Origin of the sequence: Ralstonia sp. Ralssp135 (assembly GCF_047304345.1) — a bacterium.
In the GTDB taxonomy this organism is placed as follows: domain Bacteria; phylum Pseudomonadota; class Gammaproteobacteria; order Burkholderiales; family Burkholderiaceae; genus Ralstonia; species Ralstonia chuxiongensis.
The window spans coordinates 54,807-80,660 of sequence record NZ_JBGLYZ010000025.1; the positions used below are offsets into that span (position 1 = coordinate 54,807).

Consider the following 25,854-nt stretch of genomic DNA (forward strand, 5'->3'; position numbering starts at 1 on the left):
CGAACACACATGGACGCCTGCACCCGCGCGCAACTGAAGCTCTCGCTCGGCAAGCTGCGCAATAGCCGCGCGCAGGCCGAGCACGCCCGGCCAGTGTCGTCGCCGTGCATCAGCGTGTGCAAGATGGATGAGGCGCACGGCCTGTGCATCGGCTGCATGCGCACCATCGACGAAATTGCCGCCTGGTCGACCATGAACGACACCGCTCGCCTGACCGTGTGGAAAACCTTGCCCGAGCGCGCCTGCGCCTGGCTCAACGACACGCCCTGCGCCTGAGCGCCCATCACCATGGCCGAACACGACATCGTCACCTTGCCTGATTCGATGCGCGTGTTCGAGCGCGGTTGGCTGTCGTCCAACAACGTCCTTTTCTTCGATGACGAAGCGCATGGCGGCTGCGCGCTGGTGGACACCGGCTACCTCACGCACGCCCCGCAAACCGTGGCGCTTGTGCAGCACGCCCTGCAAGGCAGGCCACTGCGGCGTCTGCTGAACACGCACCTGCACTCCGACCACTGCGGCGGCAATGCTGCGCTGCAGGCCATCTACGGCAGTCACACGCGTGTGCCTGCGGCGCAGATCGACGACGTGCGCCGTTGGGATACCGACGCCCTCAGCTACGGCCCCACCGGCCAGGAATGCGCACGCTTCACGTTGCCCGATCGCGATGCCGACGCAGGCCTGGCCGACGGCATGACGGCACGGCTAGGCGGCCTCGACTGGCAAGTCATCAGTGCACCTGGGCATGACCCGCACGCGGTCATCCTCTTCAACCCCGATACGCGCGTGCTGATCTCTGCCGATGCGTTGTGGGAGCGCGGCTTTGGCGTGATCTTTCCCGAGCTTGAGGGCGAAAGCGGCTTTGCCGAGCAGCAGGCCATTCTTGAGCGCATCGCGCAGCTCGACGCGCGCGTGGTGATTCCCGGACACGGCCGGCCGTTCACCGACGTCAACGCCGCGATTGATGCATCGCTGGGGCGGCTTGCGTATCTGCGGGCAGACCCGGAACGCAACGCGCTGCACGCCATTCGCGTGCTGGTGAAGTTCAAGCTGCTGGAGCAGCAGGCGCTGTCGCACGACGCGCTGTTTGCGTGGTTCACGCAGACCACGCTGATGCCGCGCTTGCAGGCGCGCTTCTTCGCAAAGCAATCGATGGAAACGTTGGTGGATGCCGCGATCGCGGCGCTGGTCAAGGCAGGCGCCGCCACGGTCGAACACGGCCGCATCCTGAACCGCGATTGACATGCCGCGCGGTGGCGATGCCCCGCTACAATGCAGCGACGCCTCTTCTCTTCGCCTGGGCATGCCGAAACCCGCCACATCCAATCCGCCCGAGTCCGCCACTGAAGCAGAAGCGCCGCGCCGCAAGCGCGGCCGCCCCGCGCAGGATGCCAACGAGGGATTGCGCCGCGCGTTGATCGAGCAATCGGCCAGGCTATTCCGCGAGAAGGGCTACGGCAACACCACGGTGCGCGACATTGCCGCCGCCACGGGCGTCCATGCGGGCAGTTGGTTCTACCACTTCAAAACCAAGCAGGACATCCTGCAAGCCGTGATCGAACACGGCTTGACTGTGGCGCTGGCGGATATCGAAGCCATCGATATCGACGACCTGCCGCCGCGCGAGGCGATGCGCCAACTCGTGCGCGCGCACCTCTACACGATCCTTGCGCCCCACCAGGATTTCATTCCGGTGATGCTGTATGAGTGGCGCTCGCTTGATGCGCATGCGCAAGAGCGCATCATCGCGCTCAAGGACCGTTACGAAGACATCTGGACGCGCGTGATCGACCGCCTGCGTGCCTCCGGCGAATGGGCACACCCGACGCCTGTCGACCGCCTGCTGATGTTCGGCGCGCTCAACTGGACAGCGCAGTGGTATCAGGCAGGCGCGGGCATCAGCATTGACGCGCTGGCCGACCAGGCGGTGCTGTTCATCCTGCGCACGCCGCCCCAGCCGGCGGCTTAGCACTCCTAGCGCGCGTCGCCTTCGAACAGTGCCTGGTTGGCGCTGCGCAGCACGTGCTTCTGGATCTTGCCGGTCGCCGTCATGGGCAGCTTGTCGACCACGGCGATGTACTTAGGCACCTCAAAGCTACCGAGATGCTCTCTGCAATGCGCCTGCAGCGCGGCAGCATCGGCTTGTGCGTCGGGCTTGAGGCAGACGAACGCTGCCACCGCTTCCACCCAGTGCACATGCGGCAAGCCGACCACCGCGGCGTTCGCCACGGCCGGGTGCCGCAGCAACACTTCTTCCACCTTGACCGAGGGCACGTTCTCACCGCCGGTCTTGATCATGTCCTTGATGCGGTCCTTGAACTGGAGCTGGCCGTCGGCATCCCACATGCCGAGATCGCCCGTGTGGTGCCAGCCGAAGCGGCGTGCGTTGGCTGTGGCCTGCGGGTCCTTGTAGTAGCCAAGCATGACGTTGGGGCCGCGATGCACGATCTCGCCCAATTGGTTCGGGCCGAGCAGATTGCCTTGATCGTCCATGATCGCCGCCTCGTTCACCATGCAGGGCTGGCCCCAGTAGTTTCCGGTGCGCTGCAGTTGCTGGTCGGGCGCGAAGTACATCGTCATCGGGAAGATTTCGGTCTGGCCGGAGCCGAGCGCAAAGTTCGGACACACCTCGGCAATCAGCCGTTCGAGCAGCGGCTTGGCCATCGGCGCCATCGCATACAGGCATAGGCGCAGGCTGGAGAGATCCCGCTGCGCACGCAGCGGATGGTGCAGCAGCGCGGCATACATGAGCGGCAGGCCGAACAGTTGCGTGATGCGCTCATTGGCAATCGCGTCGAGCAGCGCCGTCGGATCAAAGCCGCGCTGTACGACGAGCGTGGCGCCCACCATCATCGCGGACGCGGCGGTCGCAAACTGCGCGCAGTGGAACATCGGCAGCAGGCACGAGAACACGTCGGTCTCGTTCAGATTCAGGCCGGCGATGTTGGACATCAACGCGGCATGCACCGAGCGGTGCGAGTGCATTGCGCCCTTCGGCCGGCCGGTCGTGCCGCTGGTGTACATGATGAGCGCGAGATCGCGATCGTCGATCACCACGTCGGGCAGCGTATCGGCGTGGCCTTGCAGCGCTTGCTCCACGGTTTGCGGGCCATCGGCAACCTGTGCGCCGAAGCATTGGTGCGCGGGTAAAGCAAGCGCCGACAGCGTGTCACGCAGCGCCGGGTACAGCGCCGCGTCGATCACCACGTGCCGCGCCTCGGCATGTTCGAGGATATAGCGCACATCGTCCGAGCCGAGCATCGCGTTGATCGGCACCCACACCAGCCCCGCCTTGAGAATGCCGTACGCGGCCACCAGAAACTGCGCCGAGTTGCCACACACCATCGCCACCTTGTCGCCGGGCGTGAGGCCGCTTGCAAGCAGCGCGTGCGAATAGCGATTGCTGTCTGCGTTGAGTTCGCCATGCGTCATGCGACGCGGGCCATCGACCAGCGCGACCTTCGCGCCGAACTTGCGTGCACTGCGATGCAACGTATCGCCCAGCGTCACCCGGTTCAGCAGGTTGGCTTCAAGCGTGGTGTCTGGCGTGGCTTCGGACATGGGACGTCTCCTATGGACTGCATTGACCGCATGAACTGCACGACGAAACGATGGATCAGGACGGCAGTGCAGCCGTCAGGCCGCGGCAATCTCCATCAGCAACCCGCCGGGCGCAACCTGTGCACCGACTTGGGTGAATAACCCTTTCACCTCGCCTGCGAGCGGCGCGGCAATGCTGTGTTCCATCTTCATCGCCTCGACCACCAGCAGCACCTGACCGGCGCAGACCGCCTCGCCTTGCACCACGTGCACGGCAACCACGCGGCCGTTCATCGGGGCGCTGATCCGGCCGCTGCCGGCTGGTGCGCCGTCACGCTCTGCCTTGGTGTATGTGGCGTCGATGGCGATGTGCTCGACGCCATTCAGCACGAAGTGGCATGCGTCGCCGGTGAAGGCGTAGTCGACCGCGTGGAGCGTGTCGCCCAGCGCAAGCGTGACGCGGTCATTGGCCGCTGACACAAGGGCCACCTGAGTGGCACCGCCGTCCCAAGTCAACTCCCATCGCTGCGCACCGAGCGCACGCACACGCATCTCGATGGCCTCGCCATCAAGCAAGAAGCGGCACAGCGTGGGATACGTGCGGCTGCTGGCCCAGCCGTGCAGTTCTGCGGGATAGCGGCGTGCGGTGTCCTGGCACAGGTGCGTGAGCAGCACGGCAGCCGCTTGGCAAACCGCTGCATCAGGTACGGCCGCATGACGCATCGCCGCGGGGAAATGCCGGTCGATGAACGCGGTCGACACATCGCCGGAAAGGAACGCCGGATGCGCCACGCAATCGCGTAGAAACGCCCGGTTGGTCGGCAGACCCAGCAGCAGGCAATCGTCCAAGGCGTGCGCAAGACGTCGGCATGCATCGGCGCGGTCGGTGCCGTGCGCCACGATCTTGGCAAGCATCGAATCGTAGTACGGCGAGACGACGAGCCCGTCGGCCAATGCATGGTCCGTGCGGACATCCTGCGGCGCACGCCATCGGGCAACAGTGCCGCTTTGCGGCAGGAAATCCTGCTGCGGGTCTTCTGCGCACAGGCGCACTTCGATGGCGTGCCCGCCCTGCGCGCGACGTGCATCGATGGCGTCTTGCGCGAGCGGCAACGGCTCGCCAAGCGCCACACGCAGCTGCCACTCGACCAGATCGACGCCGATCACCGCTTCGGTCACCGCATGCTCCACCTGCAGGCGCGTGTTCATCTCCATGAAGTAAAACGCGCCGTCCGGGGCGAGCAGAAACTCCAGCGTGCCCGCACCCACATAGCCGATCGCGCGCGCCGCCGCCACCGACACCGCGCCCATGCGCGCACGCAACTCGGGCGATACGGCAGGCGATGGCGATTCTTCAATCACCTTCTGATGCCGGCGCTGCACCGAGCAATCACGCTCGCCGAGGTGAACCACGTTGCCATGCGTATCGGCAAACACCTGAATCTCGATATGACGCGGCTCGACGATGGCCTTCTCCAGGATCAACTCGCCCGAGGCAAATGCGTTCTCTGCTTCGGAACGCGCAGACTGCAGCGCCGCCGCAAAATCCTCTGCACCGTCCACGCGGCGCATGCCGCGCCCACCGCCGCCAGCGGCCGCCTTGATCATCACCGGGTAGCCAATGCGTGCGGCTTCCTGCGCCATGCGCTCAGCGGATTGATCTTCGCCCTGATAACCCGGCACGCACGGTACGCCAGCGGCTTCCATCAGGCGCTTGGCGCCGGCCTTGTTGCCCATTGCGCGGATGGCATCCGCAGGCGGCCCGATGAAGACGAGGCCCGCGTCTGCGCAGGCATTGGCAAAGGCGTCGCTCTCCGCAAGGAAGCCGTAGCCGGGGTGTATAGCCTGCGCGCCCGACTTGCGCGCGGCCTCCAGCAATGCCGCAATGTTCAGATAAGACGCTTGCGATTGCGATGCACCAATCGGCAACGCAAGATCAGCCGCGCGGCAGTGCGGGGCATCGCGGTCAGCCTCGGAATACACGGCAATGGTGCGCATGCCAAGGCGGCGCGCCGTGCGCATGATGCGCAGTGCGATCTCGCCCCGGTTGGCGATGAGGATCGAGCGGAATGCGGCATGCGAGGCGGTCATCGCTCAGCCCTTCTTGCCCGGCAGCGTGTTCATGTATTTGCAGATGATGCCGAGCATCACCTCGTCCGCGCCACCGCCAATCGAGCCCAGACGCCCATCGCGGTAATAGCGCGAGACCGGGTTTTCCCACGTGAAACCCATGCCGCCCCAGAACTGCAGGCAGGCATCGGGCACGATGCGCGCAAGGCGCCCGGCCTTGAGCTTGGCCATCGATGCCAGCTCCGTCACGTCCTGCCCCTGGATGTACAGATCGCACGCGCGATACGTGAGCGCGCGCAGCGCTTCCACCTCTGTCTTCAGCTCGGCCAGCTTGAAGTGCACCCACTGGTTGTCGAGCAGGCTGGCGCCAAACAGCTTGCGCTCGCGCGCGTACTCGGCCGTGGTCTCGATGCACATCGTCATCGTCGCCAGGCTGCTGGCCGCGGCCCACAGGCGCTCTTCCTGGAATTGCAGCATCTGGTACGTGAAGCCCTTGCCTTCCTCGCCGATGCGGTAACGCTGCGGCACGCGCACGTCGTCAAAATAGATGAGACCGGTGTCCGACGAGTTCATGCCGATCTTGCGGATCTTCTTGCCGACTGACACGCCCTTCGTATTCATCGGCACGATGATGAGCGATTTGTTCCGGTGGGCGGGGTCGTCCGACGTGTTGGCCAGCAGGCACATCCAGTCGGCCTGCAGGCTGTTGGTGATCCACATCTTGCTGCCGTTGATGATGTAGTCGTCGCCGTCCTTGCGGGCGGTGGTCTTGATGCTCGCCACATCGGAGCCGGCGCTCGGCTCCGACACGCCCACGCACGCCACGGCATCGCCGCTGATGGCTGGGGCCAGGAACTGCGCGCGCAGCGCGTCCGAGCCGAAGCGTGCAAGCGCGGGCGTTGCCATGTCGGTCTGCACGCCAATCGCCATCGGCACACCGCCGCAGTGGATGTGGCCAAGCGTCTCGGCCATCGCCATCGCATATGAATAGTCGAGGCCCAGGCCGCCAAACTCGGTCGGCTTGGCGATGCCGAGAAAGCCAAGCTCGCCCATCTTCTTGAAGAGCTGCTTAGCGGGGAACATCTCCGCTGCTTCCCATTCATCGACGTACGGGTTGATATCGCTGTCGATGAAGCGTTTCAGGTTGCGCTGCAGTTCCTGATGCTCGTGGGTGAAGTGCATGGTGTCTCGTTCCGGTTGTCCTGGGCTGTTCGTGTATGGGTTCGGGGTGGCTACGGGCGTGCAACCCCAAACTGGATCGGATGCAGGGTGCGGCGGCGCGCTTCGTCGCAGACTCCAAGCACGCAGGCGAGCACCTTGCGCGTGTCGCGCGGGTCGATCACGCCGTCGTCCAGCAATCGGCCCGAAATGGTGAACGCGTCGGACTGCCGCTCGAACGTGTCGATCACCTTGGCGCGCATCGCTTCAATGGCTTCATGGTCGACGGTTTGCGTCTTGCGTTGCATGCTCGCGGCCATGACCGTCGCCATCGTGCCGGCGGCCTGCTCAGCGCCCATCACGGCCGTCTTGGCGTTGGGCCAGCTGAAGCAGAAATCCGGAAAGAAACCGCGCCCCGACATGCCGTAGTTGCCCGCGCCAAACGACGCACCGCAATGCAAGGTGATACGCGGCACGGTGGCGTTGGCCATGGCCTGGATCATCTTGGAGCCGTGCTTGATCATGCCGGCCTGCTCCGACGCCTTGCCGACGATGAAGCCGGTGGTGTTTTGCAGATACAGCAGCGGCGTATCGGACTGGCAGCACGCCTGAATGAAATGCACCACCTTGGTGGCGCCCGCCGGGTCCAGCGGCCCGTTGTTCGTGATGACGCCGACGCGCATGCCGCAGATTGCCGCGTGCCCAGTGATCGTCGCGGGGCCGTAGTCTGGTTTGAACTCCAGAAAATCCGATCCATCGGCAATGCGGGCGATCACCTCGCGCATGTCGAGCGGTTTGCGGTGATCGGTCAGCGCAATGCCGAGCAATTCCTCCGCATCAAAGCGCGGCAGCACGTAGGGCCGATCCGCGGCCGGTACATTGCGGTTCCAGTCGAGCGCAGCCACAAGTTCGCGTGCGATGCGCAGTGCATCGGCATCGTCTTCGGCCAGGTATTCGGCCAGGCCCGACGTGCTGGCATGCATCTGTGCGCCGCCCAGTTCTTCTTCGGTGGCGATCTCACCCGTGGCCGCTTTCAGCAGCGGCGGACCGGCGAGAAAGGCACGCGCGCGATCTCGCACCATCACCACGTAGTCCGACAGGCCGGGCATGTATGCGCCGCCCGCCGTGCTCGACCCGTGCACCACGCTGATCACCGGAATGCCCGCCGCCGACAGCCGTGCGAGCCAATAGAAACCGCTGCCACCATGGATGAAAGTCTCCACGCGATACGTCAGCAGGTTGGCGCCGGCCGATTCGACGAGATGGATGAACGGCAGCTTCTGCTCCAACGCAATAGCCTGGGCGCGCTGGAACTTCTCGATGCCCATCGGCTGCACGGCGCCTGCGTCGATGCCCGCATCGTCAACGATGATCATCGCGCGCACGCCGCTCACCCAGCCGATGCCTGCGATGAAGCCGCCGCCAGGAATCGAGCGCGCCGGGTCTGTGTGGTCGAGGCAAAAGCCCGCCAACGTGGACAGCTCCAGAAACGGCGCACCGGCGTCGAGCAAGCGACCAAGCCGGTCACGCGGCAGCAGTTGCCCGCGCTGCTCGAAGCGCGCGCGAGAAGCTTCGGACTTGTCGCGTGTGCGGTCTTCCAGCGTGCGCAGCCGGCCGACAAGTTCCATGAGCGCGGCGTGGTTCTGCCGGTACGCGTCGCTCTGCGGCACGATGCGCGATTCAAGCGCCGGCATTGCGGCCCTCCTCGCTTTGCAGCACCTTGGGAGTCACGGCCAGGTGGAAGCCGTTGAACGGCTCGGCGCCATGACGCGGTGCCGGCATGGGCGACCCGGGCCGCACGTTCGGGCGGCCGCCATCCACGCGCAGCGTCGTGCCAGTGATGAACGCCGCGGCTTCCGAAAGCAAATACACGATGGCCGACGACACCTCCGCCTCGGTGGCAAAGCGCCCAAGCGGCACGGTCGAAGGCATGCTGCGGATGGTCTCGGCCATCCACGGCGGATACGCGTCCATGCCCGACGACGCCACGTAGCCGGGCGCCACCGCGTTCACGCGTACGCCGTACTGAGCCCACTCGAACGCGGCCGTCTCCATAAAGTTGACCATGCCCGCGCGCGCTGCGCCGGAGTGGCCCATGTTCGGCATGCCACCCCACATGTCGGCGACGATGTTGACGATCGCGCCGCCGTGCTGCTGCATCGCCTGGTTCAGGCACTCGCGCGCCATCAGGAAACCGCCGGTCAGGTTCGTCTGCACCACCGCTTCCCAGCCCTTGGCAGAGATGTCCTTGAGCGGCGCCGGAAACTGGCCGCCGGCATTGTTGACCAGCGCATCGATGCGGCCGTGCTCACCGTAGATTTGCGCAACGGTGGCTTGCGCAGCGGCCTCGTCGCGGATATTGCAAACGTAGGTGTGCGCGGTGCCGCCGGCTTCGACAATCTCCGTGCGCACGGCGGCAAGCTTCTCTGCATTGCGCCCCACCAACGCGACCGCCGCCCCCAGCGACGCCAACTCATGCGCCGTGCACCGGCCGATGCCGCTGCCGCCACCCGTCACCACGGCCACTTGCCCCTGAAACAGCCCCGGTCGAAAGACTGAGCGATACATGGTTCTCTCCCTGAATGCGCGCGTTAGGCCCTTAGGCCCAGCCGAGCTGACGCGCGGCAAGATCGCTGAGGATTTCCTCGGCGCCGCCGCCGATCATGTAGACCTTCACTTCACGATAGATGCGCTCCGACTTCGTGCCGCGCATGAAACCCATGCCGCCAAGCAGTTGCACGGCCGTGTCGGCGCAGAACTGCAGGCCTTGCGTGGCGAAGTTCTTCAGCATGCACAGTTGCGCGACCGGTGAATCGCCGGCCTGCATGCGGTGCATCAGGTCTTCAAGCAATGCGCGGGTGGCTTCGATGCGCGTGGCCATCGCCACCAGCTTCTGCCGCACGACTTGATGCTGCACGAGGCGCTTGCCGAACGTTTCGCGCTGCGTGGCCCATTCCACGGCTTCGGCCAGGCACGTGCGCGCCAAGCCGTAGGCTTGCATCGCCAGCGCCAAGCGTTCGTGGTTGAAGTTGCGCATCACCAGCTCGAAGCCGCGGTTTTCCACGCCGAGCAGGTTGCCGATGGGCACGCGGCAGTTGTCGAAATGCAGCTGCGCCGTGTCGGAGCACCACCAGCCCATTTTTTTGAGCGGCGTGCGCGTCAGGCCCGGCGTATCGCCCTCCACGAGCAGCACAGAAATGCCACCGGCCCCCGCGCCGCCCGTGCGCACGGCCACGGTGATGTAATCCGCGCGCATGCCGGAGGTGGTGAAGATCTTGCTGCCGTTGACGACGTAGTGATCGCCGTCGCGCACCGCACGGGTGGTGAGATTGGCAACGTCCGACCCGCCCGAAGGCTCGGTGATGGCGAGCGCGCTGATCTTCTCGCCCGACAGGATTTGCGGCAGCACACGCGCCTTCAGTTCTGCCGATCCTCCCGCCACGATGGGTGGCGCACCGATCGTGTGGCTGAACAGCGATGCGAGCAAGCCGCCGCTGGCCGCCCGCGTCAGCTCTTCGATCATCGCCAGTTCCAGAAACAAATCACCCGGCGTACCGCCGTGTTCCTCCGGAAAACCGATGCCGAGCAAGCCAAGGTCGGCCGCCTCGCGATACAGCGCACGCGGAAACGTCTCGGCCTCTTCCCATGCATCGATGTTTGGCATCACGGCCTTGTCGACAAAGCGGCGAACGGTCTCACGAAACGTATCGTGGTCGGCATCGAAACGGGCAGACGGCAGCAGGCCGGAGAGCATGATCGCCTCGTCAATCAAGGGTGGTCGGCCGGCACGCGCACCGGCATCGTCAGCAGCACCTGCGCCATGCCCTTGCCGAGCGGGTCGTTGCGCAGCGAGGCCATGCCGCCACCGCCCAACGCCTGTTCGCACACGAAGTTGAGCGCGTGAATGCCGGGCAAGTCGTATCGCGTGACGCGCCCCCTCACGACATGCGCGAGGTACGCCGCGACGGCGTCTTCCGTCAATTGCGCGCGCAGCAACGGCAGGTCTTCAGGCCGACGCGCGATGACGCCGATATTGGAGATGTCGCCCTTATCGCCGCTGCGGGCATAGGCGAGTTCGATGAGGGGAACTTCGCGCGTTGGGCCGGCCGGCAAGGCATCCGATGCAGCTGCCGCGGTGGATGCCTCGAGTGCGGCACCGCCCGTCGGCACGGCAATGTCGAAGCCATCCCCGCCCAGCAATGTCACGCGCGCCTGCACGCGCGCCTTGTCGATCAGGAAGGCGTATTGCTTGATGGCGGGCACCACGCTTGGCCGCCCACCTGCGCCCGTCGTGCCCGGCGCCCACGACGTACCCGCCGGCGCGATCTCGCGCGCGAACAACTCCAGCGCCTGCTTGCTCGGATGCGTCACCGCCAGCCACATCACCGATTCGAAACGGGGCACGTTCGGCTGGTGCGGCCCGAACAGATACGCCGAACCGAGCGTCTCGATATGCGTTGCGCTGTAATCCGGCAGACCAAGCTGGCGGAACAGACCGCGCGTGCGTTCCAGAATCGCCTCGGCCGTGCGGCGCGCCTTGCGATCGGCGTCAATGCCGACGATGGTGAGCTGGCCGGTCGCGCGGTAGCCCTCGGCATACGTTGCGCTCACCTTGTAATCGGGCGTGGGCGCAAGGCCGCGTGCGCCGCGCACTTCCACGCGATGCTCGCCTGCCTGCGCCATCGTCACCTGCGTGAAGTCGCACACCACATCGGGCAACACGTAGCGCGCCGGGTCGCCAATTTCGTAGAGCAGTTGTTCGCCCACGGTAGCGGGCGTCACCAGACCGCCCGTGCCGTCGGGCTTAGTGACAACGAAGCTGCCATCGGCCCGGCATTCGACGATGGGGTAACCGCTGTGCGCCCAGTCGGGCACCGCTTCCCAATCGGTATACAGGCCGCCGGCACCCTGGCAACCGCATTCAAGGATGTGCCCGGCGAGGCTGCCGGCGGCAAGGCGATCGTAATCATCGATTGCCCAGCCGAAGTGATGCATCAGCGCGCCAAGGGTGACGGCGCTGTCGACACATCGCCCTGTGATGACAACCTGCGCGCCCGCGTCGAGCGCCGCCTTGATCGGCAATGCGCCCAGGTACGCGTTGGCGCTCACCATCTTGTCGGGCAAGGGGCGACCGCTCTGCAGTTCGTGCACACCTTCGTCGCGCAGGGCGGGGAGCAGCGGCAAGACGTCGTCGCCTTCCACCACAGCAATGCGCACGCGCACGCCCAGCTCGTCGGCCAACGCCTGCAGCGCGGCGGCGCATCCGCGCGGATTCACGCCGCCCGCGTTGGCGATGATGCGGATGTTCTGCGCCAGCGCATCCTTGAGCACCGCGCGCATCGCCACGCTCACAAAGTCGGTGGCGTAACCCAACTCGGCGTTCTTCATGCGCGCGCTGGCCAGCAGCGACATGGTCAGCTCGGCCAGGTAATCGAAGACGAGGAAGTCGAGGCGGCCCGAGGCGACCAGCTGCATCGGGCCCGTAATGCTGTCGCCCCAGAAGCCGCTGGCGCCACCAATGGAAATGGTGTCCTTGCGCATGTCAGCGGCCCGTCCAGTTGGGGGTGCGCTTTTCACGAAAGGCGGCTTGCCCTTCCTGCGCATCTTCGGTCAGGGCGAACAGGCCGATCTGGCTTTCGGTGAACGCCATGGCTTGCTCGAAGCCGAGCGATTCAACCTGCTTGAGCGTGTACAGCCCGCGCCGGATGGCCGACGGCGATTTGTCCAGCAGCCGCGCAAGCAACGCATCGACCGCTCCATCAAGCGCTTCAGGCTCTGCGACTTCGTTAACGAGGCCCGCGGCGAGTGCGCGTTCTGCGCTCATCGGTTCGCCCGTCAGGCACAGCTCGTTCAGCACGCGGCGCGGCAACTGGTGCTGCAGCACGGCCAACACCTGGGCGGGGAACACGCCGACTTTTACCTCCGGCAAGCCGAACGTGGCGCTACGGCTGGCCACCGCCAGATCGCACATCGCCAGCAAGCCCATGCCGCCCGCCATGCACGCGCCATTCACGCGGGCAATGAGCGGCACGGTGCAGCGGCGTGCCTGGCGAAACAGATCCGCCAGGGCCTGATGCGGCTGGGAATAGTCGAAGCGAAAGGATTGGCCGGTTTGTAGATCGGCGCCGGCACAGAAGGCACGCGTGCCGGTGCCGGTCAACACCACGGCCCGCACGGAGGTGTCGCGGCTGGCGTCGGTCAACGCAGTTGTGAGCGCTTCGAGCACGGCGGCGTTGATCGCGTTGCGGCGGTCTTCGCGCTGAATGGTCAGCCACAGCGCCTGGCCGCGCCGCTCGATGAGGAGTTCCGGGTCCGTGCTCACGCGATGTTCGCCTCGAAAAGGGATTCGGTTGGACAACCTGCCCGGCAATACTAAATCATTTGCTTGAAAAAATGGAAGCGTTCGAGTGACATAGCTTTCAACAATTTTCTACAGCAGCGTCGCGGCGCTATAACCCCCTGATTTATATGACGAACCCTGTGCGTTCGTAAGGAATTCGCCAGCCGGTGCGTTGACTCGTTCACATGCAAACGATAACAATTCTCATTTGCAACACACGTGTAAGCAGAACTTTTGGGGAGGGGCAGCACGCCATGTACGCAGCACAGACGGAACGCAAGCGCACCGAACATTCGGTCGTGGGATATCTAACGGGCGCGATGAGCTTTGCCGTGGCTTCAGCGCCAGCGCTGGCCGACACAAAGAAGGACGCCGTATCGGCCACCCTGCCTGAGCAGACCGTGACCGGCAGCAGCGGCTTTAAGACGGATGCCGCGTCCGGCGGCAAATTCACCGCGCCGCTGCTCGATACACCCAAGTCCGTCACAGTCATTCCGGCTGAGGTGCTGCAGAACACCGGCTCCGTCACGCTCACCGAGGCGCTGCGCACGGTGCCGGGCATCGCGTTTGGCGCAGGCGAAGGCGGCAATCCGGTGGGCGATCGCCCGTTCATCCGCGGCTACGACGCGCAGGCCAGCACCTTCCTCGATGGGTTGCGCGACATCGGTGCGCAATCGCGCGAGATGTTCAACGTGGAATCGGTGGAAGTCATCAAGGGGCCGTCGGGTGCGTATGGAGGGCGCGGCGCGGCCGGCGGGGCAATCAACATCGTCACCAAGACGCCCAAGCTGGAGCACTTTACCGAGGGCACGCTGTCGGTCGGCAACGCGGCGTACAAACGTGTCACGGCTGACGGCAATTACCAGATCGGCGAGCACGCCGCCTTCCGCCTGAACGCGATGGCCCACGACGCCGCCGTTGCCGGCTGCGACGTGACGAGCTTGAGCCGCTGGGGCATTGCGCCGTCCATCGCCTTTGGGCTGGGCACGCCCACGCGCGCCACGCTGTCGTACTACCACCTGCAATCGAACGACACGCCCGACACCGGCATTCCGTACAACAACGGCACGTTCAACCGCCGCACCGATGGCCGCCCGCAACTGTTCGGCCCCGGAGACGGCGCGCCCGTGAATGTCGACCGGAGCGTCTATTACGGCTTGTCGCGCGACTTCCGCCGCGACCGCGCCGACATGGGCACGCTCTCTTTGGAGCACGATGTGTCGCGCGCGCTGAAGTTGCGCAGCACCACGCGCATCGCCCGCACAAGCCAGGACACCATCTGGACGCAGCCCGACGACAGCCAGGGCAACATCTATTACGGCATGGTCTGGCGCCGCACCAATTCGCGATATTCGGTGGCCAACACCGTCGCCAACCAGACCGAAGCGACTGGCAAGTTCGACACGGGCGGCCTCAAGCACAGCTATGCGGCGGGCCTGGAGTTCTCGCGCGAGCGCAGCCGCAATGACACATATGCTGTTGCCACCGGCAGCAACCGCTGCCCGAACGGCGTCGGCGCGGCCGGCGGCTACAACTGCACCGATCTCTTCAACCCGAACCCGAACGACCCTTGGGCGGGCAGCATCAGGCTCAACAACAATCCGGCCGAGACGACCGTGCGCACGCAATCGGCCTATGTGTTCGACACCATCGAGCTGTCGCCGCGCTGGCAGGTCAACGGCGGCCTGCGCTTCGACCGCTATTCGGCATCGGCCACCACGTCGGCGAATGCGCAGGGCGTGCGTTCAAGTTTTTCGCGTGACGACAACCTGCTGAACTACCAGCTCGGCCTCGTTTTCAAGCCTGCGCAGAACGGCAGCATCTACGTGGCGTACGGCACGTCTTCCACGCCGTCGGGCTCGGTGGCGGGCCAGGGTGCCGATACAAGCGCGCTGACGCCAGACCGCTCGGGCAATCGCGGCGACGTGCTTGCCCCGGAAAAGAACCGCGCCTACGAACTCGGTACCAAGTGGAACGTGCTCGACAGCAAGCTTGCGCTGACAGCCGCCGTCTTCCGCATTGAAACGACGAATGCGCGCATCGTGCAGCAGGACGGCACCGCCGCCATGGCCGGCAACAAGCGCGTCGACGGTTTCGAGCTGGGCTGGTCGGGCGCGCTGACCAACCGCTGGCAGGTATTCGGCGGATACACGTATCTGAAGAGCGAACTGCGCAACAACGGCGGCGCAGGCGCAGCCTTTGGCGGCACCAACGGTACGGCCTTCCCCAACACGCCGAAGAACAGCTTCAGCTTGTGGACGACGTATCAGCCGATGCCGAAACTCACGCTCGGCGGCGGCGCGTATTACGTCTCGAAGGTGTGGGGCAGCACCAACCCTGCCAACCCGAAGTGGGTGCCTGCGTATTGGCGCTTTGATGCCATGGCCGCGTACCGCATCGACAAGCACACCACCCTGCAGCTGAACGTGCAGAACGTGTTCGACAAGGTGTACTTCAACCAGGCGTATGCATCGCATTACGCATCGCTGGCACCGGGCCGCACGGCCATCCTGACGCTGGGCATCCGCTACTGATGCCAGCACACGCTGCAGCCGCCGCTACCGATGCGGCGGTGGCCGATGCCATCCACGCCGTGCTGACTGGCCCTGCTGAGCGCGCCGCACGCTGGCTGGCGGCTGCCGCCCGGCGCGGGCACACGGAAGCGCAGGCCATCTTCGGCCAATGGCTGCTCGATGGCCGCGGCGTCGAACGCAATCCGGCCGAAGCCTTGTTCTGGTTCAAGACGGCCGCGCTGTCAGGCCACGCCATGGCCGCCAACATGCTCGGTCGCTGCTACGAGCACGGCTGGGGCGCGCCCGCCTGCGACAAAACAGCTACGCACTGGTACGCGCGCGCCGCCGCTGCCGGCCTCGATTGGGGGCAGTACAACTACGCCACGAGCCTGCAGCTCGGACGCGGCATTCGGGCTGATCGCTCGCGCGCCTTCACCCTCTTCCGGGCTGCGGCCGCGCAGGGCCACGCCAAGTCGATCAACGTGCTCGGCGGCTTCTATGAAGACGGCTGGGAAGTCGAGACTGACACGGCGATGGCCCTGCGCTGCTACCTGCGCGCCGCAGAGGGCGGTGACTTCCGCGGTCAGTTCAATGCAGCGCGCCTGCTCGCACTCGCCAACCGCGCAGATGACGCGCTCGCCTGGATGCGCGCCGTGCCGCGCACCGCCACACCGGCCTTCCTCGCGAAGGCGCATGACTTTCTTGCCGGCCATCCCAATGCGCGCCTGCGCGTTCTGGCCACCGCGCTGGACACCGAACCATCATGCTGCTGAAGATTCCCAACGTCCTGAGCAAGGAACAGGTTGCGCAGTGCCGCGCCATCATCGATGCCGCCGAATGGGTGGACGGCAAGGTCACGGCCGGTGCGCAGTCGGGCCACGTGAAGCGCAACATGCAGTTGCCCGAGGGCTCGCGGGCCGCGCGTGAGGTCGGCACCTTCATCCAGGATGCGCTTTCGGCCAATACGCAATTCTTCTCCGCCGCGTTGCCGCTCAAGGTGTTCCCGCCGCTGTTCAATCGCTACGTGGGCGGGCAGACCTTCGGCAACCACGTCGACAACGCCGTGCGCCACCTGCGCGGCACGGATTTCCGCATCCGCAGCGACCTCTCCTGCACGCTGTTCCTGACCGAGCCCGAAGACTACGACGGGGGCGAACTCGTCATCGACGACACCTTCGGCGAACACCGCGTCAGGCTTGCGGCGGGCGACATGGTGCTCTACCCCAGCAGCAGCCTGCACCGCGTGACACCGGTGACACGCGGTGCGCGCGTGTGCTCGTTCTTCTGGCTGCAGAGCATGGTGCGCGGCGACGCCCATCGCACGCTGCTGTTCCAGATGGATACGGAATTGCAGCGGCTGATGGGATTGCTGGGGCAGGACGATCCGTCGGTCATCGCCTTGACGGGGACGTATCACAACCTGCTGCGCGAGTGGGCCGACGCCTAGGCGGCTGCCTCAGGCAAAGTACGCCCGCATCTCCTTGAGCAGCGCCTCCGGCGCCTCTTCCGGCACGTAATGCCCGCACGGCACGGTGCCACCGCTCACGTCGTCCGCCACGGCACTCCACAGTTCCAGCGGCTTGAAGCAGCGTTGGATCACGCCATGCTCACCCCACAGCACACGCAGCGGCACGCTCACGCGCTTGCCTGCGTCGCGGTCGGCGCGATCATGTTCGAGGTCGATGGTGGCGGCGGCGCGGTAGTCCTCGCACATGGCGTGCACGCACGCGGGCTCCCGCATGGCGGCGGCGTAGATCTCCATCGCTTCCGGGGCGAACGGTTCGAGCCCCGCGTGGCGCAGGCCCATCAGCTTGCCGATGTAGAAATCGGGCGTGGCGTTGATGAGCGTCTCGGGAAACGGTGCAGGCTGGATCAGGAAGAACCAATGCCAGTAGGCGGAGGCAAACGCCATATCGGTGTGCTCGTACATCGCCAGCGTGGGCGCGATGTCGAGCAGCATGGCGCGCTCGACGTGCAAGGGGTGATCGACACATAGGCGATGCGCCACGCGCGCCCCGCGATCATGCGCGCACAGCCGGAAGCGGCCGAAGCCGAGTGCGCGCATGACCTCCACCTGGTCCTGCGCCATGGTTCGCTTGCTGTATTCGGCGTGCCGGGCACTGCCGGCCGGTTTGGACGAGGCGCCATAGCCGCGCAGATCGGTCGCGACGACCGTGTAATCGTGCGCCAGCTCCTGCGCGACTTTGTGCCAGATCACATGGCTTTGCGGATGGCCATGCAGCAACAGCAGCGGCGGACCGCTGCCGCCGATCACCCCCGCGATCTCCACCCCGTTGACCATTTGGCGGAACGGACGAAAGCCGGGAAACAGCGCGGCGTCTGCAGCAGCGGTGGCGGCATCGATGGAAAGCGGCGTGGTCATGCAAGTCTCCGGTGATCAGTCTTGGGTGAAGTGATGCGTGGCGAATGCTCCGCATGCTAGCGCAGAGCGGGCACGGGCGTTGCGGGACCGTCCACTGCCGTTCCCTTCTTTCGATTTCCCCTGACAAGGAGTTCGCCATGACCCCATTGCATGACTTGCGTATTGCCATCCTCGTCGACGATTTGTTCGAGCAGGCTGAGCTGGCCAGCCCCAAGCAGGCGCTGGAAGCCGCCGGTGCCACGGTCAGCATCGTCGCGCCGAAAGGCCCAAGCGTGACGGGCTTGCACCACGCCACCAAGGGCGACACCTTCAAGGTGGACCTGACGCTGGATCAAGCCAAGGCTGACGACTTCAACGGCCTGGTGCTGCCCGGCGGGGTATTCAACGCCGATGCACTGCGCGTCGTGCCGGCCGCGCAGGCCTTTGTGAAAGCGTTCGAGCGGGCGCAAAAGCCGATCGCCGTGATCTGCCACGGGCCGTGGCTGATGGTGTCTGCGGGCCTGGTGCGCGGGCGCACGCTGACAAGCTGGCCGACGCTGCAGGACGACATCCGCAATGCCGGCGGCATGTGGGTAGACCGCGAAGTGGTGACCGACCGCAACTGGGTCAGCAGCCGCAAACCCGACGACCTGCCCGCCTTCAACCGCGCCTTCATTGAACTGCTGACGCAGCACGCCCATGTCTGAGCCCGGCGGGTAGACCGCGCACGGCGGGGTGCGGGATCGTTCCTATAATCAAACGACGTGTTCTGCCCCTGTCGTGCCGGTTTGCCCAACCAGGAGACGCCATGCCCGCCGCCAAGCACCTGCCGCCCATGCTGCAGCACCTGACGCTGCCCGTGATCGGTTCGCCGATGTTCATCGTCAGCTATCCGGAACTGGTGCTGGCGCAATGCAAGGCCGGCATCGTCGGGGCGTTTCCAGCGCTCAACGCGCGCCCGGCCGAGATGCTGGACGACTGGCTCACGCAGATGAACGAGGAGCTGGCGGCCTACCGCACCGCGCATCCGCACGAAGTGGTGGGACCGATCGCCGTCAATCAAATCGTGCACCACTCAAACGCGCGGCTGGAGCAGGACGTGGCCACCTGCGTCAAACACAAGGTGCCGATCTTCATCACCTCGCTGCGCGCGCCCGTCAAGGAGATCCTGGATGCCGTGCATGGCTACGGCGGCATCGTTCTGCACGACGTGATCAACTTGCGCCATGCCGAAAAGGCGCTGGAAGCCGGCGTCGACGGGCTGATTCTGGTGGCTGCGGGTGCGGGTGGGCATGCCGGCACGCTGTCGCCATTTGCGCTGGTGGGCGAGGTGCGGCGCATCTTCGACGGGCCGATCGCGCTGTCGGGCGCCATTGCCACAGGCGACGCCATCCTTGCCGCGCAGGCCATGGGTGCGGACCTCGCCTACATTGGCACGCGTTTTATCGCCAGCCAGGAGGCCCACGCGGCCGAAAGCTACAAGCAGGCCATCCTGCGCGCGGCCGCGTCGGACATCGTCTACACCAACCTCTTTACGGGCGTACACGGCAACTACATCCGCGAAAGCATCGAACTCGCGGGCCTGGACCCGGCCGCCCTGCCCGAGGCCGACAAATCGAAGATGAACTTTGGCGATGGCAGCTCGCGCGCCAAGGCCTGGAAAGACATCTGGGGCGCGGGGCAAGGGGTGGGGCAGATTGCCGATCTGCCGCCCGCCGCCGAAATCGTGGCGCGCATGAAGGCGGAATATGACGCGGCCAAGTTGCGTCTTGCGCTGCACCTGCGCCTCTAGACACCTGCCTGCGTCGCCCCCCTGCATGCATGCCCCACTGCACTTGAATTGACTTGCGCTGGCGGCGCTTCTACATTCCAAAGATTCAAGACACGACATGCGCGGAGCCATGGGATCGGCTACCGCGCAACCGTATGCGCAAGCATCCTTGGGGGGATGTTCGACAGGCGTCTGCTTTCCTGTTGCGCGCACCGACGACGACAAAAGGAGAACAAGATGACGCACTGCCCTGCGCCCGCGCGCCGGCTTACCAAGCTGGCGGCTGTGGCGCTGAGCGTGGCGGCCTCGGCGCTTACCCTGGGCCTGACCGGCTGCTCCATCCAGAACGCCGCGACCACGGCACCGATCGAGCAACGTCTGCCGCAACCGAACGAAGCGCTCGTGCGCTCGGCCTATGTCTACGCGTTTCCGTTGATGATGACCGACGCGTTGCTGCAGACCACGTCTGCGCTGGCGCCCGCCGGCACGTTCATGCACCAGCGCACGCTGGAAGATGAAGCCCTGCCCGCCGGCGTGCGCGCCCGCGTAGACGTACTCGCCAGCAGCGCTTTCATTGATTTGCATAACGGCCCGGTCGTCCTGAGCCTGCCCGACGCCGGCCGCCGACACCTCTGGGTGGCGCTGCACGACGGGTGGAACGACGTGTTCGAATCGCTCGGCAACCGCACCACCGGGGCGCGTGCCGCGCACTACGCCATCACGCCGCCGGGTTGGGAGGGCACGCTGCCCACGGGCGTCAAACAGATTGCCGCGCCGACCAGCCTCGTCTGGGTGGTGGCACGGACGCCGGTGGCCGGACCGCGCGACCTGACCGCCGCACGCCGCATACAGGACCGCTACCGCATCACCCCGCTGGAGGCCTTCGGCAAAACCACCCCGCGCGAGGCCGAAGCCGGGGCAAAGGTGAACACGGACAAGGCCACCGACCTCGACGTCAGCCTGGATGCCGCGCGCCGCCGTGTCACCGCGCTGGACGCCAACAGCTACTTCACGCGCTTTGCCGAGCTGCTCAAGGACAATCCGCCGCACGCAGCCGACTCCACGATGCTGCAATCGCTGCGTGATCTGGGCATCGTGCCTGGTGCGCCGTTCGACGCCAAAGCCGTGAGCGCCGCCAACCTGAAGGTGATGGAGGGTGGGGTGGCGGCCGCGCGCGAAACGCTGGCGCTGGCCGTCAAGCAACCGTCCGTCACGCAGAATGGCTGGTTCATCCCGCGCATGATCGGCGCCTACGGGCTGGATTACGCACAGCGCGCCATCGTGGCGTGGAACGGCGGCGGCACCGACCTGCCGCAGGACATGCTCATCGCCACCGCCACGACCGACGCCAACGGCATGGCGCTGGACAGCACGCACCGCTACGTCCTGCATTTCGAGCGCAACCAACTGCCGCCCGAGAATGCCGGCTGGGCCATCGCTGCCCTGTCCGCTGCCGGGCAGCCGCGCCGCGCGATCGAACGCCCGGGCCTGCGCAACGTGCTGAGCGAAGCTGATCGCCCGCGCCTGAACCGCGATGGCTCGCTCGACATCCTGATCCAGCGCGCACCGCCCAAGGGCATGCGCAACAATTGGCTGCCACCGCCCACCGGCTCGTTCCTGCTGCGTATGCAACTGACCTGGCCCAAGGAGGCGGCACTCGATGCATCGTGGCTGCCGCCCGCCGTACAGCGGCGGGACGCTGCAACCCAATAGCCAAGAGCGGCCGAGCGCGCGGTCAGGCCTCGGCCACCCGCACCACGAGCTTGCCGAAGTTGCGTCCTTCGAGCAGGCCGATGAACGCGGCCGGGGCGTTCTCCCCGCTCTCTCCAACGCGATGGCCCCCGCCGTCTGGACAAGGTACGACCCAGAGCGGGGCCAATCTGGCCGCACCTCAAATTCCAGTTTACTAGAGATTAATTTCCATTAAACTGGAAAATATGGACATTCACCAACGTATCGCCAACCGCCTGCGCGAACTGCGCGACGCCCAGGGGCTCTCGCTCGACGCGCTGGCAGAGCGCAGCCAGGTCAGCCGTTCAGCCATCTCCCTCATTGAACGCGGCCAGAGCAGCCCGACCGCAGCGGTGCTGGATCGGCTCAGCTCCGCGCTGGGCGTGACCCTTGCTTCGCTGTTCGAAGACAGTGCCGCGCCGGCCGTGGCGCCTTCGCCGGTATCACGCGCGGCAGATCAGCCGGAGTGGACCGACCCTGCCTCGGGCTACGTGCGCCGCAACCTGTCGCCGGCGGCGCGTTCGCCCCTGCAGCTCGTTGAGGTGCGCTTTCCGCCCGGCGAGCGCGTGGCCTATGACACCGGCGCGCGCGATGCCGAAATCCACCAGCAGGTGTGGGTGATCGAAGGTTCGATGGAAATGACCGTGGGCGACACACACTGGCGCCTCAATGCAGGCGACTGCCTGACCATGCGGCTGGACTGCCCGATCGTCTATCACAACCCCACGCGGCGGCCGGCCCGTTACCTCGTCGCGCTGACAACCGTGTCCGCTGCCCACTGGAGGCCTTGATGATCGACACCCTGACCATCCGGCGCGTCGGCGCCAACGAGGCAAGCGCGTGTGTGGATGCGTTGGCCGACGTGCTGATCGATTGCGTGGAAGGCGGCGCGTCAGTGAGCTTCATGTGGCCGTTGTCTCGCGACAAGGCGCAGGCGTTCTGGCGCAACGTTGCCGAAGGCGTGGCGTGCGGCGAGCGCGCCTTGTTGATTGCCGAGGATGAAGCGGGCGCCATCCACGGCACCGTACAACTGGTGCTCGCACAGCCGGAAAACCAGCCGCACCGCGCCGACGTTGCAAAGATGCTCGTGCACCGCCGCGCGCGTCGGAAGGGCGTGGCGCAGCGGTTGATGGCCGCCATCGAAGAGGAAGCGCGCGCCGAGGGCAAGACGGTGCTCGTGCTCGACACGGTGACGGGCGGCGATGCCGAGCGGCTATACGCACGCGCCGGCTGGCAGCGCGTGGGCGTGGTGCCCAACTACGCGCTGATGCCCGACGGTGCATTCTGCGGGACGACGTTCTTCTGCAAGCAGTTGAGCGCCGCCGATTAAATCGTCAACGTGCCGCGGCCGATTTCGATCACGCGGCCACCGACGTGGATCGTGCCGTCGGCATCCACACGCAGCGTGAGGTGGCAGGGTCGACCCACTGCAGCGCCCTGCTCGATGCGGTAGCTGGCGGGCAGCGCATGGCCCGTCGCGCGCAGCCAGCCGCCCAGGTTGGCGCACGCCGAACCGGTGCCCGGGTCTTCCCACAGGCCGGCGCCGTATTCGAAGAAGAAGCGCGAAACCACCGGATCGTTACTGCCAGGCGCGGGCATGGTGAAGACGTAGGCGTTACGCCCATCGTTGCGGCTGCGCGGCCAGGCATCGAAGGCTGACGGGTCGGGCCGGGCGCGCTCCACATCGGCGCGCGTCTTGACCGGCACCATCAGTTGCTCGATGCCTGCGTCAACCCACAGCGGCGGGCCCGCCAGCGCATCCGCATCCAGCCCAAGCATCTTGGCGATGGCCGGATCGGCTTCGCGCGTATCCAACGCCCCCGAGCGCGGCGGCACGAGCGACCACCCCTCGTCCTGCGCCGTCAGCGACACGATGCCCGACTGGCAACGCAGCGTCAGTTCATTGCCTGGGCCGTACAGTTCGCGCACCACCTGCGCGGTCCCAAGCGATGGGTGACCGGCAAACGGCATCTCGTAATCGGGTGTGAAGATGCGGAAACGCGCCGTGGCGCCATCCGTGTCATCGGGAAAAATGAACGTGATCTCGGACAGGTTGAACTGGCGTCCGATGGCCTGCATGGTGGCGTCGTCCAGGCCCCGCCCGTCTTCAAAGACGGCGAGCTGGTTGCCGCCGAACGTGGATTCGGCAAAGACGTTGAGCAGACGGAAGGCGTAGCGCGACATGATGGCGTCCGGAGTGTGGGGAAGAAAAAACGGTGTGGCGATACGTCATCATCGACGCATCCCCACACCGCCTCCATGCACACTTGCGGACAGTTCGCGCGAATCCGGCCTGACAGTTGGCGGACAGCGCGCATGCCGTGAAGAATCGCAGCTGACTTACTTGCGATAGTCGTACACGCCGCGGCCGGTCTTGCGGCCAAGGTAGCCGGCGGCCACCATTTCGCGCATCAGCATGGCCGGGCGGTACTTCGGGTCAGCAAACTCGGTGTACAGCACTTCCATCACGGCGAGCATGGTGTCCAGGCCGATCATGTCGGCCAGCGCCAGCGGCCCGATCGGGTGGTTGCAGCCGAGCTTCATGCCCTCGTCGATCTCCTCCGGCGAGGCCAACCCCTCGCCCAGCACGCAGAACGCCTCGTTGATCATCGGGCACAGGATGCGGTTGACGACAAAGCCCGGGCTGTTCTTGACCGTGATCGGCGTCTTGCCCAGTTGCTTGGCCAGCGCTTCCACCGCCGCATGCGTGGCGTCGCTCGTCTGCAGGCCGCGAATGACTTCCACCAGCGCCATCATCGGCACCGGGTTGAAGAAGTGCATGCCGATGAAGCGGCTCGCATCTTGCAGCACGGCGGCCAGCTTGGTGATCGAGATGGACGACGTATTCGACGCCACAATTGCGTGCGGCGCAGCCGCAGCTTCGAGCTGCTTGAGGATCTTCACCTTCAGGTCGAAGTTCTCGGTGGCGGCCTCGATGACGAGGTCGGCGCGCTTGAGATCGTCATAGCTGGTCGAACCGTGGATGCGTGCGAGCGCGGCAGCCTTGTCGGCTTCGGTCAACTTTTCCTTCTTGATGAGGCGGTCCAGACTGCCTGCCACCGTGGCAATGCCTTTCTGCACGGCGGCATCGCTGATGTCCACCATCACCACATCCAGCCCAACCACGGCGCACGCTTGCGCAATGCCGTTGCCCATTGTTCCGGCACCGACGATGCCGACGACTTGAATTGCCATGAACTGCTCCTCGTTTGGTATTGGAATGCGAGATGGAAATGAAACAGATTGCAAAGGATAAACGACGCGGCGATGCGCAGAAAAGCCTTGCCAACGCTCGCGTCACATTCCACCGGATCGCCGTATGATGGCCGGCGTCGCGCCGCTCTTTCAGCTCAGGCGCAAGGACGCTGGAAATGGACCGTTTTCTCAGTATTGAAGCCTTCGTGCGCGTGGCGGAAACGCGCAGCTTTGCCGAGGCCGCGCGCCAGCTGGGCGTGACCAACTCGGTGGTCACCAACCGCGTGCAGCAACTGGAGCGCTTTATTGAAGCGCCGCTGTTTCACCGCAGCACGCGGCACGTGCGTCTTTCCGAAGTGGGTGAAACCTACTACAAGCAATGCGCCGAAGCCGTCTGCATGCTGACGGACCTGACCGACCAGATGCGCGGCCTGCGCGCCACGCCCGCCGGCAAGCTGCGCATCCGCATGCTGCCCGGATACGCGCTCAGCCACTTTGCCGAGCCGCTGGCGAGGTTCGGTGCGCAGTACCCCGATATCCAGCTCGACGTGGTGGTGGACGACAGCGTGGTCGATCCGATTGCCGAGGGGTTCGACGTTGTGTTTCAGATCTTTCCGCCGATCAACGATTCGCTGATCGAGCGGCGCCTGTTCCCGCTGCGGCGCATGTTCTGCGCCACGCCCGCGTACATCGAGGAATACGGCATGCCTCAGCAGCCGGCCGATCTGCTGCAGCATTCGCTGGCGCTCTACTCCGGCTATCCGACTCGCAAGCGCTGGTTGTTCTCGCGCAACGGCGAGGCCGGCCCCGCGATGGACCTGCCTGAGCAGGTGCGCTCGAATTCCGTGCATCTGCTGCGCGACTACGCCCTCACCAGCGCCGGCATTGCCTGCCTGCCCACCCTCGTCATCAGCGACGATCTCGTCGCCGGCCGCCTCGTGCCGGTGCTGGCCGATTACGACCTGACACCGCTGCACTTCTCTGCCGTGTATCCGGCGACGCAGCGTCAGGCTGTCAAGGTCTGCGCACTGATCGATTGCCTCGCCAGCCACCACGCTGGCGAGCCGGCATGGGACACGCCTTTGCTCGAGCGCGGCTGGATCCGCTAACGGCCACGGCCCGCGCATCCCCCCCCCCCCGCGCCGGGGCCGGGGTGGCCCCGGAAGTTTGGGGG

General features: G+C 65.7%; 23 protein-coding genes. 12 read left to right on the forward strand and 11 right to left on the reverse strand.

Annotated elements, in window-relative coordinates; genetic code table 11:
• Nucleotides 1-9: 9 nt before the first annotated feature.
• From ACCD03_RS17310 to ACCD03_RS17320, 3 genes are all read left to right on the forward strand, one after another.
• Complete coding sequence (locus ACCD03_RS17310) at nt 10-276, forward strand: DUF1289 domain-containing protein (protein ID WP_413412386.1); 267 nt, start codon at nt 10-12, stop codon at nt 274-276.
• Between the two features lie 12 nt (nt 277-288).
• A complete protein-coding gene (locus tag ACCD03_RS17315) occupies nt 289-1,242 on the forward strand; it encodes an MBL fold metallo-hydrolase (protein WP_413412387.1) in 954 nt (317 codons plus the stop codon).
• A gap of 61 nt (nt 1,243-1,303) precedes the next feature.
• Nucleotides 1,304-1,969 (forward strand): TetR/AcrR family transcriptional regulator, encoded by a 666-nt coding sequence (locus ACCD03_RS17320; RefSeq protein WP_413412388.1) that lies wholly within the window; start codon nt 1,304-1,306, stop codon nt 1,967-1,969.
• Between the two features lie 5 nt (nt 1,970-1,974).
• Here ACCD03_RS17320 and ACCD03_RS17325 read toward each other — a convergent pair whose 3' ends face one another.
• From ACCD03_RS17325 to ACCD03_RS17360, 8 genes are all read right to left on the reverse strand, one after another.
• The gene (locus tag ACCD03_RS17325; protein ID WP_413412389.1) at nt 1,975-3,561 is read right to left on the reverse strand and encodes an AMP-binding protein; all 1,587 of its coding nucleotides are present in this window, start codon (nt 3,559-3,561) and stop codon (nt 1,975-1,977) included.
• Between the two features lie 75 nt (nt 3,562-3,636).
• A complete protein-coding gene (locus tag ACCD03_RS17330; protein WP_413412390.1) occupies nt 3,637-5,631 on the reverse strand; it encodes an acetyl/propionyl/methylcrotonyl-CoA carboxylase subunit alpha in 1,995 nt (664 codons plus the stop codon).
• 3 nt (nt 5,632-5,634) lie between these two features.
• Entirely contained in the window at nt 5,635-6,792 is a 1,158-nt protein-coding gene (locus ACCD03_RS17335; RefSeq protein WP_413412391.1) for an acyl-CoA dehydrogenase family protein, read from the reverse strand.
• Between the two features lie 50 nt (nt 6,793-6,842).
• Entirely contained in the window at nt 6,843-8,462 is a 1,620-nt protein-coding gene (locus tag ACCD03_RS17340; RefSeq protein ID WP_413412392.1) for an acyl-CoA carboxylase subunit beta, read from the reverse strand.
• Nucleotides 8,449-9,336 carry an SDR family oxidoreductase gene (locus ACCD03_RS17345; protein ID WP_413412393.1) on the reverse strand — a complete coding sequence of 296 codons (888 nt, stop codon included), beginning with the start codon at nt 9,334-9,336 and terminating at the stop codon, nt 8,449-8,451. The genes ACCD03_RS17340 and ACCD03_RS17345 overlap by 14 nt, the downstream gene beginning before the upstream one ends.
• Nucleotides 9,337-9,367: 31 nt before the next feature.
• Nucleotides 9,368-10,522 carry an acyl-CoA dehydrogenase family protein gene (locus ACCD03_RS17350; RefSeq protein WP_325651532.1) on the reverse strand — a complete coding sequence of 385 codons (1,155 nt, stop codon included), beginning with the start codon at nt 10,520-10,522 and terminating at the stop codon, nt 9,368-9,370.
• A 14-nt stretch (nt 10,523-10,536) separates the two neighbouring features.
• Nucleotides 10,537-12,309, reverse strand: a complete 1,773-nt coding sequence (locus tag ACCD03_RS17355) for an acyclic terpene utilization AtuA family protein (RefSeq protein ID WP_253536053.1) — start codon at nt 12,307-12,309, stop codon at nt 10,537-10,539.
• Between the two features lies 1 nt (nt 12,310).
• Nucleotides 12,311-13,090, reverse strand: a complete 780-nt coding sequence (locus ACCD03_RS17360) for an enoyl-CoA hydratase/isomerase family protein (protein WP_253536051.1) — start codon at nt 13,088-13,090, stop codon at nt 12,311-12,313.
• A gap of 272 nt (nt 13,091-13,362) precedes the next feature.
• Here ACCD03_RS17360 and ACCD03_RS17365 point away from each other — a divergent pair, with 272 nt between their 5' ends.
• The 3 genes from ACCD03_RS17365 to ACCD03_RS17375 are packed head-to-tail and all read left to right on the forward strand — an operon-like array spanning nt 13,363 to nt 17,068.
• Entirely contained in the window at nt 13,363-15,642 is a 2,280-nt protein-coding gene (locus tag ACCD03_RS17365; protein ID WP_413412394.1) for a TonB-dependent receptor, read from the forward strand.
• A complete protein-coding gene (locus tag ACCD03_RS17370) occupies nt 15,642-16,394 on the forward strand; it encodes a tetratricopeptide repeat protein (protein ID WP_413412395.1) in 753 nt (250 codons plus the stop codon). The genes ACCD03_RS17365 and ACCD03_RS17370 overlap by 1 nt, the downstream gene beginning before the upstream one ends.
• On the forward strand, nt 16,385-17,068 hold the full coding sequence (locus ACCD03_RS17375) for a Fe2+-dependent dioxygenase (protein ID WP_413412396.1): 684 nt from the start codon (nt 16,385-16,387) through the stop codon (nt 17,066-17,068). The genes ACCD03_RS17370 and ACCD03_RS17375 overlap by 10 nt, the downstream gene beginning before the upstream one ends.
• Nucleotides 17,069-17,077: 9 nt before the next feature.
• On the opposite strand, the gene ACCD03_RS17380 is transcribed toward ACCD03_RS17375, so the two are convergent.
• Nucleotides 17,078-18,004 carry an alpha/beta fold hydrolase gene (locus tag ACCD03_RS17380; RefSeq protein WP_413412397.1) on the reverse strand — a complete coding sequence of 309 codons (927 nt, stop codon included), beginning with the start codon at nt 18,002-18,004 and terminating at the stop codon, nt 17,078-17,080.
• Between the two features lie 137 nt (nt 18,005-18,141).
• Here ACCD03_RS17380 and ACCD03_RS17385 point away from each other — a divergent pair, with 137 nt between their 5' ends.
• From ACCD03_RS17385 to ACCD03_RS17405, 5 genes are all read left to right on the forward strand, one after another.
• On the forward strand, nt 18,142-18,690 hold the full coding sequence (locus tag ACCD03_RS17385; RefSeq protein WP_413412398.1) for a type 1 glutamine amidotransferase domain-containing protein: 549 nt from the start codon (nt 18,142-18,144) through the stop codon (nt 18,688-18,690).
• A gap of 101 nt (nt 18,691-18,791) precedes the next feature.
• Nucleotides 18,792-19,775 (forward strand): NAD(P)H-dependent flavin oxidoreductase, encoded by a 984-nt coding sequence (locus ACCD03_RS17390; RefSeq protein WP_253536042.1) that lies wholly within the window; start codon nt 18,792-18,794, stop codon nt 19,773-19,775.
• A 216-nt stretch (nt 19,776-19,991) separates the two neighbouring features.
• Nucleotides 19,992-21,467 (forward strand): DUF1254 domain-containing protein, encoded by a 1,476-nt coding sequence (locus tag ACCD03_RS17395; RefSeq protein WP_413412399.1) that lies wholly within the window; start codon nt 19,992-19,994, stop codon nt 21,465-21,467.
• Nucleotides 21,468-21,691: 224 nt separating this feature from the next.
• Nucleotides 21,692-22,276 carry a helix-turn-helix domain-containing protein gene (locus ACCD03_RS17400; RefSeq protein ID WP_413412400.1) on the forward strand — a complete coding sequence of 195 codons (585 nt, stop codon included), beginning with the start codon at nt 21,692-21,694 and terminating at the stop codon, nt 22,274-22,276.
• A complete protein-coding gene (locus ACCD03_RS17405) occupies nt 22,276-22,815 on the forward strand; it encodes a GNAT family N-acetyltransferase (protein ID WP_413412401.1) in 540 nt (179 codons plus the stop codon). The genes ACCD03_RS17400 and ACCD03_RS17405 overlap by 1 nt, the downstream gene beginning before the upstream one ends.
• On the opposite strand, the gene ACCD03_RS17410 is transcribed toward ACCD03_RS17405, so the two are convergent.
• Both ACCD03_RS17410 and ACCD03_RS17415 read right to left on the reverse strand, forming a co-directional pair.
• Nucleotides 22,812-23,669 carry a PhzF family phenazine biosynthesis protein gene (locus ACCD03_RS17410; RefSeq protein WP_325651511.1) on the reverse strand — a complete coding sequence of 286 codons (858 nt, stop codon included), beginning with the start codon at nt 23,667-23,669 and terminating at the stop codon, nt 22,812-22,814. The genes ACCD03_RS17405 and ACCD03_RS17410 overlap by 4 nt on opposite strands.
• 156 nt (nt 23,670-23,825) lie before the next feature.
• Complete coding sequence (locus ACCD03_RS17415) at nt 23,826-24,680, reverse strand: 3-hydroxybutyryl-CoA dehydrogenase (RefSeq protein WP_045202311.1); 855 nt, start codon at nt 24,678-24,680, stop codon at nt 23,826-23,828.
• Nucleotides 24,681-24,856: 176 nt separating this feature from the next.
• Between ACCD03_RS17415 and ACCD03_RS17420 the strand changes: the two genes are divergently transcribed.
• Nucleotides 24,857-25,789 (forward strand): LysR family transcriptional regulator, encoded by a 933-nt coding sequence (locus ACCD03_RS17420; RefSeq protein ID WP_413412402.1) that lies wholly within the window; start codon nt 24,857-24,859, stop codon nt 25,787-25,789.
• Nucleotides 25,790-25,854 lie beyond the last annotated feature (65 nt).